This is a genomic window from Gilliamella sp. B3817, from assembly GCF_026536705.1.
Classification (GTDB): Bacteria; Pseudomonadota; Gammaproteobacteria; order Enterobacterales; family Orbaceae; genus Gilliamella; species Gilliamella apicola_I.
The window spans coordinates 257,861-275,713 of record NZ_JAFNNV010000002.1 but is presented as its reverse complement, the minus strand read 5'-3'; the positions used below and the strand labels follow the sequence as shown (position 1 = coordinate 275,713).

Annotated in this window: 18 protein-coding genes; 13 read left to right on the top strand and 5 right to left on the bottom strand. The window is 35.5% G+C overall.

Annotation, left to right across the window (positions count from 1 at the left end):
• Positions 1–25 precede the first annotated feature (25 nt).
• The 3 genes from folD (at position 26) to J3U36_RS03895 (ending at position 2,189) form a co-directional block, all read left to right on the top strand.
• Entirely contained in the window at positions 26–877 is an 852-nt protein-coding gene (gene folD, locus J3U36_RS03905) for a bifunctional methylenetetrahydrofolate dehydrogenase/methenyltetrahydrofolate cyclohydrolase FolD (RefSeq protein ID WP_267378139.1), read from the top strand.
• A 75-nt stretch (positions 878–952) separates the two neighbouring features.
• Positions 953–1,444 carry a peptidylprolyl isomerase B gene (ppiB, locus tag J3U36_RS03900; protein WP_065559211.1) on the top strand — a complete coding sequence of 164 codons (492 nt, stop codon included), beginning with the start codon at positions 953–955 and terminating at the stop codon, positions 1,442–1,444.
• On the top strand, positions 1,437–2,189 hold the full coding sequence (locus J3U36_RS03895; protein ID WP_267378142.1) for a UDP-2,3-diacylglucosamine diphosphatase: 753 nt from the start codon (positions 1,437–1,439) through the stop codon (positions 2,187–2,189). Before ppiB ends, J3U36_RS03895 begins: the two co-directional genes overlap by 8 nt.
• On the opposite strand, the gene modC is transcribed toward J3U36_RS03895, so the two are convergent.
• The 3 genes from modC to modA are packed head-to-tail and all read right to left on the bottom strand — an operon-like array spanning position 2,168 to position 4,321.
• A complete protein-coding gene (modC, locus tag J3U36_RS03890; RefSeq protein WP_267378145.1) occupies positions 2,168–2,851 on the bottom strand; it encodes a molybdenum ABC transporter ATP-binding protein in 684 nt (227 codons plus the stop codon). The genes J3U36_RS03895 and modC overlap by 22 nt on opposite strands.
• A gap of 3 nt (positions 2,852–2,854) precedes the next feature.
• On the bottom strand, positions 2,855–3,544 hold the full coding sequence (gene modB / locus J3U36_RS03885; RefSeq protein WP_267351309.1) for a molybdate ABC transporter permease subunit: 690 nt from the start codon (positions 3,542–3,544) through the stop codon (positions 2,855–2,857).
• A 12-nt stretch (positions 3,545–3,556) separates the two neighbouring features.
• The gene (gene modA / locus J3U36_RS03880; protein WP_267378149.1) at positions 3,557–4,321 is read right to left on the bottom strand and encodes a molybdate ABC transporter substrate-binding protein; all 765 of its coding nucleotides are present in this window, start codon (positions 4,319–4,321) and stop codon (positions 3,557–3,559) included.
• Positions 4,322–4,498: 177 nt separating this feature from the next.
• On the opposite strand from modA, the gene J3U36_RS03875 reads away from it, so the two are divergent.
• The 9 genes from J3U36_RS03875 (at position 4,499) to amtB (ending at position 14,816) form a co-directional block, all read left to right on the top strand.
• Entirely contained in the window at positions 4,499–5,434 is a 936-nt protein-coding gene (locus tag J3U36_RS03875; RefSeq protein ID WP_267385843.1) for a TOBE domain-containing protein, read from the top strand.
• Positions 5,435–5,444: 10 nt separating this feature from the next.
• A complete protein-coding gene (gene modF, locus J3U36_RS03870) occupies positions 5,445–6,917 on the top strand; it encodes a molybdate ABC transporter ATP-binding protein ModF (protein WP_416379813.1) in 1,473 nt (490 codons plus the stop codon).
• Positions 6,918–7,312: 395 nt separating this feature from the next.
• Positions 7,313–9,316, top strand: coding sequence for an excinuclease ABC subunit UvrB (gene uvrB, locus J3U36_RS03865; RefSeq protein WP_220216767.1), 2,004 nt, complete (start codon positions 7,313–7,315; stop codon positions 9,314–9,316).
• A gap of 25 nt (positions 9,317–9,341) precedes the next feature.
• Entirely contained in the window at positions 9,342–9,692 is a 351-nt protein-coding gene (locus tag J3U36_RS03860) for a RidA family protein (protein WP_267381737.1), read from the top strand.
• A 143-nt stretch (positions 9,693–9,835) separates the two neighbouring features.
• On the top strand, positions 9,836–10,336 hold the full coding sequence (purE, locus tag J3U36_RS03855) for a 5-(carboxyamino)imidazole ribonucleotide mutase (protein ID WP_267361193.1): 501 nt from the start codon (positions 9,836–9,838) through the stop codon (positions 10,334–10,336).
• A 7-nt stretch (positions 10,337–10,343) separates the two neighbouring features.
• Complete coding sequence (purK, locus tag J3U36_RS03850; RefSeq protein WP_416379815.1) at positions 10,344–11,408, top strand: 5-(carboxyamino)imidazole ribonucleotide synthase; 1,065 nt, start codon at positions 10,344–10,346, stop codon at positions 11,406–11,408.
• Between the two features lie 18 nt (positions 11,409–11,426).
• Complete coding sequence (gene dgt, locus J3U36_RS03845) at positions 11,427–12,920, top strand: dGTPase (protein ID WP_416379814.1); 1,494 nt, start codon at positions 11,427–11,429, stop codon at positions 12,918–12,920.
• A gap of 262 nt (positions 12,921–13,182) precedes the next feature.
• Positions 13,183–13,521, top strand: a complete 339-nt coding sequence (glnK, locus tag J3U36_RS03840) for a P-II family nitrogen regulator (protein WP_220216771.1) — start codon at positions 13,183–13,185, stop codon at positions 13,519–13,521.
• A gap of 14 nt (positions 13,522–13,535) precedes the next feature.
• Positions 13,536–14,816 carry an ammonium transporter AmtB gene (gene amtB / locus J3U36_RS03835; protein ID WP_267378166.1) on the top strand — a complete coding sequence of 427 codons (1,281 nt, stop codon included), beginning with the start codon at positions 13,536–13,538 and terminating at the stop codon, positions 14,814–14,816.
• Between the two features lie 106 nt (positions 14,817–14,922).
• Here the strand turns inward: amtB and J3U36_RS03830 are convergent, their stop codons facing one another.
• Together J3U36_RS03830 and J3U36_RS03825 are read right to left on the bottom strand one after the other, a co-directional pair.
• Positions 14,923–15,402, bottom strand: coding sequence for a hypothetical protein (locus tag J3U36_RS03830; RefSeq protein WP_267351326.1), 480 nt, complete (start codon positions 15,400–15,402; stop codon positions 14,923–14,925).
• A 347-nt stretch (positions 15,403–15,749) separates the two neighbouring features.
• The gene (locus tag J3U36_RS03825; RefSeq protein ID WP_267378169.1) at positions 15,750–16,169 is read right to left on the bottom strand and encodes a hypothetical protein; all 420 of its coding nucleotides are present in this window, start codon (positions 16,167–16,169) and stop codon (positions 15,750–15,752) included.
• A 696-nt stretch (positions 16,170–16,865) separates the two neighbouring features.
• On the opposite strand from J3U36_RS03825, the gene dsdC reads away from it, so the two are divergent.
• Entirely contained in the window at positions 16,866–17,801 is a 936-nt protein-coding gene (dsdC, locus tag J3U36_RS03820) for a DNA-binding transcriptional regulator DsdC (protein WP_267378172.1), read from the top strand.
• The last annotated feature ends 52 nt before the right edge of the window (positions 17,802–17,853 follow it).

Below are 17,853 nucleotides of genomic sequence, written 5' to 3'. Positions count from 1 at the left end.
TTAAAATAAGTAAGTATAGAAGCTCATGACTGCACATATAATTAATGGTAAAGCGTTAGCACAACAAATACGAAACGAAATTGCTAATAAGGTAAAAGTTCGGGTTGAAAATGGGTTATCTATTCCTGGGCTTGCTGTTATTCAAGTCGGTTCAGATCCTGCATCAAAAATATACGTAAACAATAAGCAAAAAGCTTGTGATGATGTTGGTTTTGCTTCATTTGCTTATGATTTTCCCACATCAACAACTGAAGCATTATTAGCATTGATAGATGAATTAAATCAGCGATCTGATGTGCATGGTATTTTGGTGCAACTTCCTCTCCCTGAAAATATTGATAAAACTAAAGTGCTTGAACGAATCGATCCGAATAAAGATGTTGATGGTTTTCATCCGTATAATATTGGTCATTTATTACAGCGTGATACACTTTTACGTCCATGTACACCCTATGGTGTGGTTAAAATGCTTGAATCGACCGGTATCAATTTATCTGGATTAAATGCCACTGTGGTTGGTGCTTCAAGTATTGTTGGTCGTCCCATGGCGTTAGAACTGCTTTTATTGGGTTGCACAACGACAATTACACATAGCAGAACGGTCGATTTAGCAAAGCATGTTAGTAATGCTGATATTGTTATCGCTGGGGTTGGAATTGCCAATTATGTGAAAGGCGAATGGATTAAACCCGGCGCTATTGTTATTGATGTCGGTATTAATCGTTTACGTGACGGTAAGCTTGTTGGCGATGTAGAATTTGATACTGCCGTAAAACGCGCGGGTTGGATAACACCTGTTCCCGGTGGTGTAGGGCCAATGACGGTCGCTATGTTAATGAGCAATACACTTCAAGCTTGTGAAAAATTAAGTAATTGAGTTCAATTAATCGAAACTCATTTAAGGTTTATTTGTTAGATTTACATTAAATAAAAATGAAAATAAGGAACATTTATGATCGTATTTCACACTACATATGGTGATATAAAAATTAATACTTTTGATGATAAAGCACCGGAAACGGTTAAAAACTTTGTCGAGTATTGTAAAGAGGGGTTTTATAATAACACTATTTTTCATCGTGTTATTAATAATTTTATGATTCAAGGTGGTGGTTTTGAACCGGGTATGAAACAAAAAAAGACGAAAGCACCGATTCAAAATGAAGCCGCAAATGGATTAAAAAACAATCGTGGTACATTGGCGATGGCACGTACATCAGATCCGCATTCAGCTACAGCACAATTTTTTATCAACGTGGTTGATAATGATTATTTAAATTATCGTTCAGCAGATGTTAACGGTTTTGGCTATTGTGTTTTTGCCGAAGTGGTTGATGGACTTGATGTCGTTGATAAGATCAAAGCGGTTAAAACGGGACGTAATGGTATGCATTCCGATGTTCCAGTCGAAGACGTGATTATTACGAGTGTCACGGTTGAATAATCCTGTCCGTTATTTTATTGCTGATATCCATTTATCAGATAGTGAGCCTGTGGCTGATTCATTTAATATCAGCGCAGGCTTTTTCTCGTTTCTTGACACATTACCTAAATACAGTGAACTTTACATTTTAGGTGATTTATTTGATTATTGGGTGGGTGATGATGTTAATTCTAAATTACAAAATCAAGTTGCAGATGCATTAAAATTACTCTCTCAACGTCATATAAAAAAATATTTTGTTCATGGTAATCGTGATTTTTTATTAGGTAAAAAATTTGCTGAAACTTGTGATATGATCTTATTACCAGATATAAATTGCTTACCAAATCAAAACGGAAAAATTCTATTTTTACATGGCGATTTGCTCTGTACAGATGATCTTCAATATCAAAAGTTTCGTAAAGTTATGCATAACCGATGGTTGCAAAAACTCTTTTTAATGATGCCATTATTCATCCGTTTGAAAATTGCTGCAAAATTAAGACAACAAAGTCGTGAACGTAATCAAGTTAAATCAGCGTATATTATGGATGTTAATCAGCAAACGGTTGACAGTATGATGAAACACTATCATGCAGATATTATGGTGCATGGTCATACACATAAACCTGCTGTTCATGATTTTTTAGTGGACAATAAACCTGTAAAAAGGCTTGTACTGGGTGCATGGCATGATGGTATTTCGTATATTAAACAAGAAAAAGATAGTGCTCAATTAACTCTTTATAACCACTCTTGTAAATAATCGCTTTGCAAAATAGAATCGGTTTTTCCATAATCTAACAATTTTCCTTGTTCCAAAATAACCACATCGTGAGCGATACGTTTGACTTCGTTTATGTTATGAGTAACATAAATTATTGGAATATTTAGTTCATTAACCAATTTTTCGATGTAGCTTAACATCTCTTTTTTACGCGGCATATCTAACGCTGATAAAGGCTCATCCATTAATAATAGTTTAGGATGAGTTAAGAGTGCTCGACCAATAGCGACTCGTTGCTTTTCACCGCCTGACAACATGGCTGGATAGCGTAATAATAAAGGGCGAATATTGAGTACATCGACGATTTCATCAAATCGTGACATTGTGATTTTTTTTGCACCATAGGTTAAGTTTTTTATGACTCGGTAGTGGGGAAAGAGCAAAGGATCTTGAAATACGGTGCCAATATCTCTTTTTTCAGGCAAAACAAAAATTTTTTGTTCTTCATCATATAAGGTTGTGCCATTAAGTTGGATAAAACCATGGTCAGGTTTAATTAAACCATTAATCAAATTAATCAGTGTCGATTTACCCGCACCCGATACCCCTAATACGGCAGTCACACCTTGACAAGGAATTTGAAGTTTAAATTCAAATAAAAAACGGGGAAGTTGTTTTTTTACATCAAGATTTAACATCATTTATCAGCCTGCTATCTTTTTTTTATGCCAGCGGTTTAATATTTCAGATAAGAATAACGCCACTAGCGATAAGATAATGGAGATAATGCAAAGTCGAAAAGCGGCGAATTCACCATTTGGTATTTGCAATAAAGTATACATGGCTAAAGGCAAAGTACGGGTTTCACCCTGTATATTTGAAACAAAGGTAATCGTTGCACCAAATTCACCTAAACAGCGAGCAAAACCAAGAATTATGCCCATTAAAATACCGGGAAAGGCTAATGGCAATGTTATGGTTATAAACACTCGTAACGGTTTTGCACCTAACGTGCGAGCGACTTGTTCAAGGCGGTAATCAATCGATTCTATCGCCAAGCGAATTGAACGTACCATTAAGGGAAAAGCAACCACGGCTGAAGCTAACGCGGCACCTTGCCAATTAAAACTAAAACTAATATCTAAATAACGATAAAGCCATTTACCGATTATTCCCTGTTTGCCCATGGTCAACAGTAACAAATATCCCAACACTACAGGTGGCAAAACTAAAGGAAGATGAACAAAACTATCCAAACAAGATTTTCCCCAAAATTGGCATCGAGCCAAAATCCATGCGGTGAAAATACCGATGGGTAAACTGCAAGCAATGGCTACGCCTGCAATTTTTAAACTTAGCAACAAGGTTTGCCATTCAAAGTCTGTCAGTAGCATAGTGATAATGTGTTATTGCGTGATAAATCCATATTTTTCAAAAATTATTTTAGCATTGGGTGATTGCAAATATTGATAGAAATCTTGTGCTTCAGGTTTCAATAAAGCGATCGGGTACTCAATCGAGGTAAATGTATTGGCAGGAAACGTCCCTACTATTTTCACTTTATTACTTACTTTAGCATCTGTGCTGTAGACAATCCCAAGTACGGCTTCGTTGCGTTCAACTAACATTAAAGCATCACGAACATTACTTGCCGGTGCAAACTGAGGGGCTAATTGATCATATACCCCTAAATTTGTTAATGACTCTTTAGCATAAAGTCCTGCTGGCACATGATCGGGATCACCAATAGCCAGTTTTTCATTTTTAGGCAAAATAGCATTCCAATTGGTTGTAGAATTAATCTCAACTTTATCAATCGAGGACTGTTTTGGTGCAATAAGTACTAAAGCATTTTTGAGTAAATTATCTTTATGGTTAACAAGATGATGATCAATCAAGTAAGTCATCCATTTCTGATCGGCAGACATAAAAATATCAGCCGGTGCACCTTGTTCAATCTGTTTAGCTAACACGGATGATGAGGCAAATGAAAACACAATTTCAACATTTTTATGATCGGTTTGATATTCATTTGCAATATTTTGCATAACGTTCGTCAGTGAAGCCGCAGCAAAAACAGTTATCTTCTCAATGGCTGAAACTGAAACGCTAAATAGGGTAGTTGCTGTTAACAATGTTACGGCTAACAATGTTTTTATGTATTTGTTCATCCTCTTCCTCGCTCGATATAGGTTGTTTTAATATGACCTATCATATTGGTTTAACTAAACTTGTCATAACAGATAGCTAATCGTTATATAAAATATTATATAGCGATGCTATCAAAATTCGTTAATAAAGTACAATTAAACTTTTTGATATTTAGGATTGATTCGACAATCGAAAGCGTGTTTAACGGTATAGGGAAATTGCTAAGTCATTTTATTGCTAATCAATCAATTAGTAAGATCGATTCATTTTTTGGTGGATGGCTAAAAAGCGTTTACAATAATAGAAATCTTTTGGTGAATGGTCGCTTTGAAATAAGCGTAATAATGGCTGAAATCATGTTTTCTCCTGAAATTTTACTGACATTAAATCTGAATCAACACCGGTTTGTCGATCCTCGTCGAATAGCCTTACTTAAAGCGATTGAGCAAACAGGCTCATTAAGTCAGGCTGCAAAACAAGTCGGCATGAGTTACAAAACTGCATGGGATGCTATTAATGAAATGAGTGCGTTAGCCCCGACTCCTTTTTTTATTACCTCAATTGGTGGCAAGAAGGGCGGTGGAACAAAGCTTAGTCCTTATGCAGTAAGATTTATTCAGCTTTATGAGTTGCTAACGCAATTACAGCAAAATGCTTTTAATATATTGAGTGATGATAAAGTTCCACTCGATGATATTTTAAAAACGACAGCAAAGTTATCTTTGCAGACCAGTGCACGTAATCAGTTATATGGTAGTATTAAGCAATTAGAGATCAATGAGGTCGCTGGCTATATCACCGTTCTATTAAGCGATAATCAAACTGAATTGAAAGTTAATATTACCCAATCAAGCGTGCAACGATTAAAATTGAGTCCAAATAAAACTGTTATGTTACTCATTAAAGCCCCTGCCATTGAATTTAATCATCTCAATGAAAACTGTTTATCGGCAAAAGTGGTGCAAATTAAAAGCGATAAACATTGGAGTGAAATTCAATTATTATTGCCCTCTGGGCTTGCCATTTATGCGACCAAATTAACCCAAGAAATAGAAAAATTGGCAATAACTAAAGACAAGAAGATTATGCTGTCTATTGATCCACAGCACATTATTATCGCCACCTTAATATAATATTGAATAAATGGAGGTATCCATGTTACGAATTGAAAATGCGGTTTATAAGATCAGTGATTATCGTGTATTTGATATTGAATCTTTGACGCTCAACTCAGGCAGTAGTTTAGCGTGTATTGGTCGTAACGGCAGCGGTAAATCGGTTTTTGTGAAAGCTATCCCTGGAGAGTTACCCCTATTATCTGGTATAATTGTTAACCAATTTAAATCCATTGCCCATATCTCGTTTGAGCAACTGCAAAAATTGGTTGATGACGAATGGAAGCGAAATAATACAGATATGTTAAGTGAAGGTGAGCACGATACTGGATTAACGACTTCGCAAATTATTCAACAAGCCCATGCAAATGAATCTTTGTGTCATCAATTAGCGCAACAATTTGGTATTAGCGAACTTTTAAGCCGTCGATTTAAATATCTGTCAACTGGTGAAACTCGCAAAGCATTGATTTGTCGAACGTTAATGGTAAAACCCGATTTATTGATTTTAGATGAACCCTTTGACGGATTAGATGTGCAATCACGTGAAAACCTATCTCAAATCCTTGAGGGGTTAGTCAAACAAGGAATTACTATCATATTGGTTTTAAATCGATTTAATGATATTCCTCCATTCATTGAAAATATTGGACTATTAGCCGATTGTCAACTCTTGAAAATGGGCAAAAAAGATACAATATTAAAGGATGAAACAATCCAGCAGCTGGTTAATTTGGAAAATCTGCCTGAGATGTCATTACCAGAAGCAGATGAATCACCTATTGAACTTGTCGATCACTTAGATCGTATCATTTTAAATAACGGCTATGTTTATTATGACGATAAAGCGGTGATTAATGGATTAACTTGGCAGGTTAAAGCGCATCAAAATTGGCAAATTATCGGGCCTAATGGTGCCGGTAAATCGACACTATTAAGTTTAATCACAGGCGATCATCCTCAAGGTTACAGCAATGATTTGACACTTTTTGGGCGTAAACGTGGCTCTGGTGAAACCATTTGGGACATAAAACGTCATATAGGCTATGTCAGCAGTAGCTTCCATTTAGACTATCGAGTGAGTACCAGCGTTAAAAATGTCCTTTTGTCCGGTTATTTTGATTCTGTTGGGGTTTATCGAACAGCGAGTGATAAACAAAATAAGCTAGCGGATAAATGGCTACAACTACTTGGTTTATATTCTCAGGCTAATAAACCGTTTCAATCGCTTTCTTGGGGGCAACAGCGCTTAGTTTTGATTGCCAGAGCATTGGTTAAACATCCTACATTATTAATATTGGATGAACCCTTACAAGGATTAGATTATTTAAATCGAGAATTAGTCAAACGTTGGATAGATTGCTTAATTCTTGATGGGCATACACAATTGTTATTTGTGTCTCATCATGCTGAAGATGCCCCTAAATGCATCACTCATCGATTAACTTTTGTACCTACAACTGATGTTAACTATCAATATAAGATTGAAGAGATTAATTAGTTTGTTAGTTTTTTGCTATTAAAAACTATTTAAAAATAGAAAAAAACAATTAAATAAAGGCGATTTAATCCCTAAATTTTTTGTTGAAATTTGAAAAAATTTTAAAAAGACTATACTTATGGAGTTATCCCCCAACCCTGTGGATAACTCTGTGAGTAGTTTATTCAAAACAGTAAAAAACTCAGTTTCTATAAGGTTTTGTATTGAACTGTTTAGATTGTAAGCGTAATGGAATGAAATTAATAATATCAATAAGTTATCATAAATCAAGTTGTCATTAGTAAGCGGCGATTAATTGAATTTATGTTAACTGAACAAAAAATATAACATTTTAAAAGGTCAAGCCCTTTTGGGGATAATTTTTATTAATAGGTAAAATTTTAGGTTACGACGTAATGAAAAAATTCAAATTGTGTTCCGATTTTAAACCTGCCGGCGACCAGCCAGAAGCGATTAAAAGGATTAATCAAAATCTTGATGACGGAATAGCACATCAAACATTATTAGGCGTGACTGGCTCAGGTAAAACGTTTACGATGGCAAATGTCATTGCTAAACATAATCGCCCAACGATTATTTTAGCGCCAAATAAAACACTTGCTGCACAGTTATATGGCGAGATGAAAGCTTTTTTTCCTGAAAATGCTGTTGAGTACTTTGTTTCTTACTATGATTATTACCAGCCAGAATCTTATGTACCTTCAACCGATACATTTATTGAAAAAGATGCATCGATTAATGAACATATTGAACAAATGCGACTTTCGGCAACAAAATCTTTATTGGAACGTCGTGATGTCGTCATAGTCGCTTCGGTATCAGCGATTTATGGCTTAGGTGCGCCAGAAACTTACATGTCAATGATTTTGCATTTAACTAAAGGTACGATTACCGATCAGCGCTCGATATTAACCCGTTTGGCTGAATTACAATATACGCGTAATGACCTTGGATTTAGTCGTGGTACTTTCCGAGTTCGTGGTGATGTCATCGATATATTTCCGGCTGATTCGGACGAACTTGCAGTACGGGTAGAACTATTTGATGATGAAGTCGATCGAATTACATTATTCGACCCATTGACAGGTAATAGCGTTAATGAAGTATCACGTATTACTATCTATCCTAAAACCCACTATGTTACACCAAGAAACATTATGGAAAATGCGATTGCTCAAATTAAGCTCGAACTTAAAGAGCGTCAGAAAGTACTACTTGATAATCAACGACTGTTAGAAGAACAACGTTTAACGCAACGTACGTTATTTGATATTGAGATGATGACCGAATTAGGCTACTGCTCGGGAATCGAAAACTATTCACGGTTTTTATCACAGCGCAAACCGGGCGATCCGCCGGCAACGTTATTTGATTATCTACCGGCTGACGGATTATTGTTTATTGATGAATCCCATGTTGCTATTCCCCAACTAGGTGCAATGTATAATGGCGACCGTTCACGTAAACTTAATTTGGTTGAATATGGTTTTCGTTTGCCGTCAGCGTTGGACAACCGTCCATTGAAATTTTCTGAATTTGAAAATATTATGCCGCAAACAATTTATGTATCGGCAACACCGGCAAAATATGAAATCGAAAAATCGGGTGGTGAAATCATCGAACAAGTGGTTAGACCAACAGGCTTGCTAGATCCTATTATTGAAATAAGACCGGTGGCAACGCAAGTTGATGACTTGCTTTCGGAAATTAAAATCCGTATGCAAAATGAAGAGCGGGTATTAGTTACCACCTTAACCAAAAAAATGGCAGAAAATCTAACCGATTATTTATCGGAGCATAATGTGAAAGTGAAGTATTTGCATTCTGATATTAATACGGTTGAACGCATGGAGATTATTCGGGATTTACGGTTAGGTAAGGTAGATGTGCTTGTTGGAATTAACTTATTACGTGAGGGATTAGATATTCCTGAAGTCTCGCTTATTGCGATTTTAGATGCTGACCGAGAGGGCTTTTTACGTTCTGAAAGTTCTTTAATTCAGACAGTAGGACGTGCCGCACGTAATGTAAATGGTAAAGCGATTTTGTATGCTGATAAAATTACACCAGCAATGCAAAAAACCATTGACGAAACTGCTCGACGTCGAAAAAAACAGGAAGATTTTAATACTGCACATGGCATAACACCAAAATCAGTACGTAAAGAGATTAAAGATATTTTAGAAGCAGGATTAAGCACTAAAAAATCAACGGCGAAAGTCCAAGCTTTTGAACCGGGTAAACCTTATCATTATGTCTCTGTTAAAGAGGTTCAAGCCAGAGTGAAAGAGCTTGAAGCAATGATGTATGAAGCAGCACAAAATCTTGAATTTGAAAAAGCAGGTGTGTTGCGTGATGAAATAAAAAAATTACGTGCAGATTTTATTAAGGTTTCTTAATTAATCATCTTATAAGGAATAAATGATGACAATAACACGAATTGATCCAGCAGATCGTTGGTCTGAAGCGGTAATACACAATGATGTAATTTATTATACCAGTGTACCGACTAATTTAATCAATGATGCTTATGCACAAACTAAAAGTGCACTGGCTGAAATAGATAATATGTTAGCCAGAGCAAATAGTGATAAAACACAGCTTTTAGATGTCACCATTTTTCTTGCCAACAAAAGTGATTTTACCGCAATGAATAAAGCATGGGATGAATGGGTAGCAAAAGGTAGTGCGCCCGTTCGTTGTACGGTACATTGTGCGCTGATGGTAGAAGCGTATCTGGTTGAAATAAAAGTTATTGCTGCGGTTAAAGCGTAAATTAAAATTGATGCACATGCTACCTTTGTTATGTAGGCAAGGGTGGCATTGTGTATATCCTTAACGATCCTTTTTATCCCCATTCATAAAATTTTAGTGTATACTTTATCTACTTAATCTTTTAAATATTCATACAATTTTCTATGCGTATTCAACCTAAAATTGCTATTGTTATGGGCTCCAAAAGTGATTGGGCAACGATGCAACATGCTGCTGACGTGCTCGATATACTCAGTCTTCCATATCATGTTGAAGTCGTATCTGCTCATCGTACTCCCGATAAACTGTTTCAATTTGCTCAGGACGCTAAGCAAAAGGGCATTGATGTGATTATTGCTGGTGCTGGCGGTGCAGCTCACTTACCGGGTATGTTAGCGGCTAAAACACTTGTCCCTGTGCTGGGTGTACCCGTTCAAACCGCGGCTTTAAGTGGGGTAGATAGTCTTTATTCGATTGTTCAAATGCCTAAAGGTATTCCTGTTGGTACGCTAGCGATTGGTAAAGCTGGGGCAGCAAATGCGGCTTTACTTGCTGCGCAAATTCTTGCCCTGCATGATGCCGATATTTTCCAACGATTATCCCTTTGGCGATTAAGCCAAACGGATGATGTCCTTAATCATCCCGATCCGCGAGTTGAAGATTAACATGACAATGAAAACGGTATGTGTACTTGGAAATGGGCAATTAGGACGAATGTTAAGACAAGCTGGTGAGCCTTTAGGGATAAAAGTCTATCCTGTTGGCATAGATGTTGAACCCGATTCAATTCCTTATCAACAGTCGGTGATTACTGCTGAAATTGAACGTTGGCCTGATACGCCTTTTACCAAGCTTTTAGCTAACCATCCTCAATTTGTTAACCGCCATGTATTTCCTGTTATTGCTGATCGTTTAACGCAAAAACAGTTACTCGATGAACTAGGTCTACCAACAGCGAAATGGCACTCACTTGAACATCAACAACAGTGGTCAAATCTGTTTGCTCAGTTAGGACAACGTTTGATTGTCAAACGTCGAACAGGCGGATATGACGGTCGTGGTCAATGGCGGATTAACGATGAAAACAACGTCAATATACCAGATCAAGTTTATGGTCATGCGATCGTTGAACAAACCATCAAATTTGAAAAAGAAGTTTCACTAATTGGGGCACGTAATGCCAATGGGGACAAGGTTTTTTATCCGTTGACTAATAATTTACATCAAGACGGTATTCTAAAAATGAGTGTTGTCTTACCCGATGAAAACAAAACATTACAGTCAAAAGCTGAGCAAATGCTATCGGCCATTATGGATAAACTAAATTATGTGGGTGTCATGGCGATGGAGTGTTTTGTGATGGGTAATGATTTGCTCATTAACGAACTAGCGCCTCGTGTGCATAATAGTGGACATTGGACACAAAATGGTGCTTCAATTAGTCAGTTTGAACTGCATTTAAGGGCTTTATTGGGGTTGCCATTACCTAAGCCAGATGTCTTTACCCCTTCAATTATGGTGAATTTAATCGGTACAGAACTCAATAAAAAATGGTTATCGATTGATTTAGTGCATCTGCATTGGTACGAAAAGGAAGTTCGAGTTGGGCGTAAAGTAGGGCATATCAATTTAACACATGATAATCCAGATAAATTAAAGCAATCTTTAGCTAGTTTGATATCGTTATTACCAGTGGAATATCAATCGGCTATTAAATGGGCGAAACAGAAATTATAATAATATGAATACAAGGGATTGAGTATGATCGACTTCAATAAAAAAATTAACTATCAACGTAGCGCAAGCAAAACCCGAGAAAAGATAACCAATCTCTACTCAATAATTCGTTGTTTCGAAAGCGATCGAGGAAGGATCCTTAACTCTGCTGCGATTCGCCGTTTACAGCAAAAAACACAAGTTTTTCCATTAGAGCGTAATTCAGTTGTCAGAACACGATTAACCCACTCCATGGAAGTACAACAGGTAGGGCGTTATATTGTTAAAGAGATCATTCATCGTCTTAGCAACGCCGGAAAACTGGCACAATTGGGATTAGAACAAGTTATTATGCCGATTGAAAGTTTGGTTGAAATGGCTTGTTTAATGCATGATATTGGTAATCCTCCTTTCGGACACTTTGGTGAAAAAGCAATTAACCAATGGTTTGGCTCACGATTAAAAATTCATGCATCATCTTATTATCCTGTGCTTGAAATACAAAAAACGGATAATACTGAGCTTCAGGAGTTGAAAAGTAAAATCCGTCAAGACTTATGCAATTTTGAAGGTAATGCACAAGCCATACGATTAGTTCATACCATTTTGCGATTAAATCTTACTTATTCGCAAATTGCATCAATATTAAAATATTCCAAACCTGCCTATTGGTTGCGTGAAGTTCCCGCTCAATTTTCCTATTTGATGAAAAAACCGGGTTATTACTTATCTGAAGAGCCTTTTATCAAAGAGTTATCTGAACAACTTGATATTAAACCTTTTCACCGTTATCCACTCACTTATATTATGGAAGCAGCAGATGATATTTCTTACTGTATTGCCGATCTTGAAGATGCGGTAGAAAAAAAATTATTTTCTGTACAACAACTTTATGAATATTTAAAGGACGCTTGGGGGCCAACCAAACCTGGTGATCTTTTTGATAAAGTTGTCGAGCGTTCATATGAAAATCTAAGACAAAATCAATTTAATGCGATAGCTATTGGGCAATTTTTCATGTATTTACGTGTTAACACTATCACAAAACTCGTCCCTCATGCTGCTGAGCGCTTTATTGAAAATATCGAGGATATCTATCATGGTTCATTTAATAATGCGCTGTTGGAAGGTCACGGGGCTGAATATAAATTATTAAATATCTTTAAAACGGTTGGAGTTAAATATGTTTTTAATCATGAATCTGTTGAAAATATTGAATTACAAGGTCACCGAATTATTAGTGGATTGTTAGATATCTATAGTCCGTTACTCGATATGCCAACCCATGATTTTTTAAAATTAGTAAAAGACGATAATCACAAAGAATACCCGATTGAAACACGGCTTTATCATAAACTTTCCGCTAAACATCGGGATGCTTATCAACAAGCTATTAAGAATAAAGATGAAACGAAAGAGACTTTTCAAAGTTGGGAGTTCTATTATCGTTGTCGCTTGTTGCAAGATTATATTAGTGGCATGACTGATCACTTTGCTTTTGATGAATACCGCAAGTTAATGGTGACCTTCTAATTAAATTAATGAATAGATTAAAAGGCACTACAAAAACGCAATAGCACCAGATTAGTGCATCAAACGCTATCGAGTTAAATTTTCTTGATAACCCAATAGAGCTTATCAGCTCAATCATTTGTTATACAATTCATGTTTTATACCTGCATGATAACGCTTCATCATTGCTTATCTAAAATCACAACAAATTAATCTTAATCAAAGCTGGCATAACCTTTGCATTATGTTGATTACCCATAGTAAAAGATCAGGAGTTACACAGATGAAATTAGTGACTGTTGTGATTAAACCTTTCAAATTAGAAGAGGTCAGAGAATCACTTTCAAATATTGGTATCACTGGATTAACTGTTACAGAAGTAAAAGGGTTTGGGCGGCAAAAAGGTCATGCCGAACTTTATCGAGGTGCAGAATACACTGTCAATTTTTTACCTAAAGTAAAAATAGAGTTAGCGATCAGTGACGATCAGCTCGATGAAGCTATTACCACAATTTGTCAGGCGGCTTATACCGGCAAAATCGGCGACGGAAAAATTTTTGTTACGCCATTGATGCACGTTGTTCGGATCCGAACGGGTGAAACCGATGAATTAGCACTATAAATAGGGATAATATTATGTTGAAAAAAGTAATTTTAGTGTTTGGATTATTGGTTTCTGGTTCAGTATTGGCTAATGAAGTTCCTATTGCTGATAAAGCAGATAATGGTTTTATGATGATTTGTACTGCACTGGTACTATTTATGTCTGTACCGGGTATCGCACTCTTTTATGGTGGATTATTACGTTCTAAAAACGTGTTATCCATGTTGTCACAAGTATTGGTTACCTTTTCATTAATCACCGTACTTTGGATAACGTATGGCTATACCTTATCCTTTGGTCAAGGAAATTGGTTTTTTGGTAATTTCGATCATTTTTTATTGATTGGTGTGAAGATAACGGACTTGTCGGGAACGATTTATGAGCTGATTTGGATCGCTTTTCAAGGCTCTTTTGCCTGTATTACCTGCTGTTTAATACTGGGAGCTTTTGCGGAACGTATTCGTTTTTCAGCCGTATTAATTTTTATGGTAATTTGGTTTACGTTCGCCTATATACCGATGGCTCATATGGTTTGGGGTGGTGGCATATTAAGGGATGAAGGGTCATTAGATTTTGCTGGTGGTACAGTGGTTCATATTAATGCTTCCGTTGCCGGATTAATTGGCGCCTATCTGCTTAAAAACCGTATCGGTTATAATCGTGAGCCCTTAAAACCTTTCAATTTACCTTATGTGTACTTAGGGTCAGCAATTCTTTATATAGGCTGGTTTGGCTTTAATGCGGGATCGGCAACACAAGCCGATGAGATTGCCAGCTTGGCTTTTATTAATACGGTCGCAGCAACGGCAGCCGCCGTTTTAGCGTGGACCATTGCCGAATGGGTATTGCGAGGTAAACCATCATGTTTAGGCGCTGCTTCAGGGGTTATTGCTGGATTAGTTGGCATAACGCCAGCCGCTGGATTTGTCGGCGTTGGTGGCGCAATGTTAATTGGTTTGATTTGTGGTTTTGCCGGTGTTTGGGGCGTATCTTCTCTTAAAAAAAGGTTAAAAATTGATGACACCTGTGATGTGTTTGGAGTACATGGCGTCTGTGGTATTGTAGGTTGTCTGCTAACAGGTATATTTACAGCAGAATCGTTAGGCGGCATTGGTTATGCCCAAGGCATGAATATGCTAAGCCAATTAGGTATCCAATTATTGAGTGTGATTACCTGTGTTGTTTGGACAGCTATTATCGCATTGATTGGTTATAAAATTGCCGATTTGTCAGTTGGATTACGTGTATCAGAAGAGCATGAACGTGAAGGATTAGATATTAACAGCCATGGTGAAAGTGCCTTTAACAGTTAGCACTGATAAATATTAGTATTTGTTCTAACAAACCTATTAAATAAATTACAGGGCTTATACCCTGTAATTTATTAGACCTAGTATTAATTATTGTTAAAACTATTTTTTAATCATCCCAAAGCATAATGGCATTATCTTCAGTTAAGATTAAAGGTGGAGCAAACAAATGTTCTTTTATTTGTGTTGGGATCACATCAACATCACTTAGATCAAGTTCAACATCTGGGTATACTTTAGCCATCTCTTTCAATCGAGTACCAAGTAATTCCTTTACTTTATTGGACTCTTTAGCCAAAGCTATCTCATCTTTTAACATACCGATTTGTTTCTCATGGTGTTCGGATTCAAATATTTCCCCAAATATAAATGAAAACTCTTTATTTTTACGAAAAGTATTTTTTTCGTTGTACTCTTTTTCTTTATACTCAGTATGATGTAATTTAAGCTCCTTAATACGTAATGCAATGATTTCATCTACGCAATCCGGATAATTTAGTTTAGAGTCTAAATAGCTTAAAGTATTTTGTTTTGTTACTGATTCACTGTTTTGTACTAAGGTAAATAATGGTTTTTTATGTGTCTTCATTCTATAACTTCCTTTCTATTTCAGGACAATAATATAACAATGTGTCGGACAATGAAAAAAACGATTGTTACTTGTTTTCTTAAGATACTTCTTGTTACGGTGCTACATCAGTATAAAATAACTAACTTCCAGTTTTTTTGTAATTTCCTTATAACAAGTCGATTAAATGCTATTCAACAATTAATAAATCAAGTTAAAAAATTATTATTTACTTTATTTTTACAAGACGAAAATTAAAATTTAATGCCTCCTGTCATTACTAATACACTTTATAATGGATAAAACTAACCAAGAACTTAACACTAATTTCGAATAAAAATACCAATAAAATTACCAATTCTGTTCGGCTAACTCGTTTTCATATCACTCTTTAAATCAAATTCAGCTTGATCTCCATAATGAGAAAATATCGACATAGGTATAAGCTTTCCTAAGAAAATAACTATATTGTTAAGCAAATAATTACTTAAACTGTCGAGATGATGGTGTTTTTCTGGAAATAATGTTGTGTTCGATATGATAATTTTATTTGGCTTAATAATTCCTTTTGTTACAGCCGCTTTTGGAGATGATTTCTCGTGATAAGAAGTACTTCTTACTAGTTGTTGATCACATTCCATTACGCCTATTTTTGTTAATACTTGAAAAAATAATTTTTGAGTTAAAACGGTTATTCTTCGTTTAGACCAAGAAAATATTGCCAATTTAACAAGACTAATCACTAAATGGTGGCTTAGTAGACGTTTTTCAAGGTCTTGAAACATCATAATCCTATTCCTCTATATTATTTTATTAATTTAAAAAATAAAAATGTAGAAACAAGTATAACAAATCAAACTATTAAGGTTACAAAAGCATAGAAATTGTTCATTGTAATAAAGATTGTGGAGGAATATGTTTAAATTAAACATAAAAAATGGATAAGACATTTTGCTAGACGCATTTAAATTTAATATTTATTCGATCTTATTCACTCTCACATTCTTATTAAAATATTAGGATGACTATATAGCAGTAACTTAAATTAACGGCTAAGTTGTCTAACCAATATTGACTACAACAAACTCATTACATTCATCTCAATTTTATCGATCACCATTCTTTTAAGCCGGTTTAACTCACTAAATAGGCTAATCAGACCAGATGAATGAATAACAATTCACGACAAAAACTTCAATCTACGTTATACTAATGATTAATTTAGTAAAAATTATAAATTTTGAATTAAAAATGCCGTCTTTTTAAGCTGTTAAATACTGTTATTATTAGATGTTTTTGATTAATATTTGACAAATGATAAATAAACAACTTAACATGAACTGGATTCATCTAAAAAAGTAATTTAAAACCAGCAAGTCCTTCTTTTCAATACTTGTCCTACATATTATTGTTTGTAAATGTAAAGATGAAAGTTGAAAAACAGCTAACTGAAGTTTGACCGTCGAAGTACAGGAGAATTACAGATGTATGATGAAAATAAATATTTGGCACAAAGCCGTATCGTTAATCGTTATCAATTAGCTAAACTACATACTTTTGAATCAGCAGCTCGCCATTTATCATTCGCTTTAGCCGCAGAAGAGCTTTGTATTAGCCCAAGTGCTGTCAGTCATCAAATCAATAAATTAGAAGATGAGCTAGGTTTTAAGTTATTTAAGCGTTTTCATCGTCGTATTGAATTGACTTATAATGGCAAAAATCTTTTTAGTGCAGTAAAAAATTCGCTTCGTAATTTGAATCAAGAAATTCTGGAAATAACGAATCAAGAGGCAGCTGGAACATTAACGGTCTATGCAAAACCGTCATTTACTCAATGTTGGTTAGTCCCTAAACTTGCTGAATTTACTCGGCAGTATCCATATATCAGTTTGAATATTTTGTCCGGTAATGAAGTGAGTAATTTTAATCGTCATCATATTGACCTTGCCATCTATTTTGATGCGCTACGCTATGAAGAAGTTCGTTATGACCATTTGATGAATGAAACCATTATTCCAGTCTGTAGCCACGCTTATGCGCTTAAACAGGATTTATATGGTAATGTGGATAAATTGACCAATTGTACTTTATTGCATGACGGACAAGCTTGGGGACATGACTCCAACTTAGAAGAGTGGAAGTCATGGGCAAATAATTTTTCATTACCTTTTGAACTTAATGATATCCCCAAAATCATCTTTGATCGTTCTGATTTAGCTATTATTGCGGCTATTAACCATACCGGTATTGCCATGGGACGAAAACAGTTAATTAGTAAATATTTGGAAACGAAAGAGTTGGTTATGCCTTTTCCTGATATGGAATTATTATGTAAACAGCGTTATTACATTTTAAGACCACAAACCAAATATAATCCGAAAGCGGATATTTTTATTAAGTGGCTTAAACGTTATGTTTAAGCCTTGATGTCAGAATTTGTATATATAAAGCGAATTAGTCTTATTCGTAAAT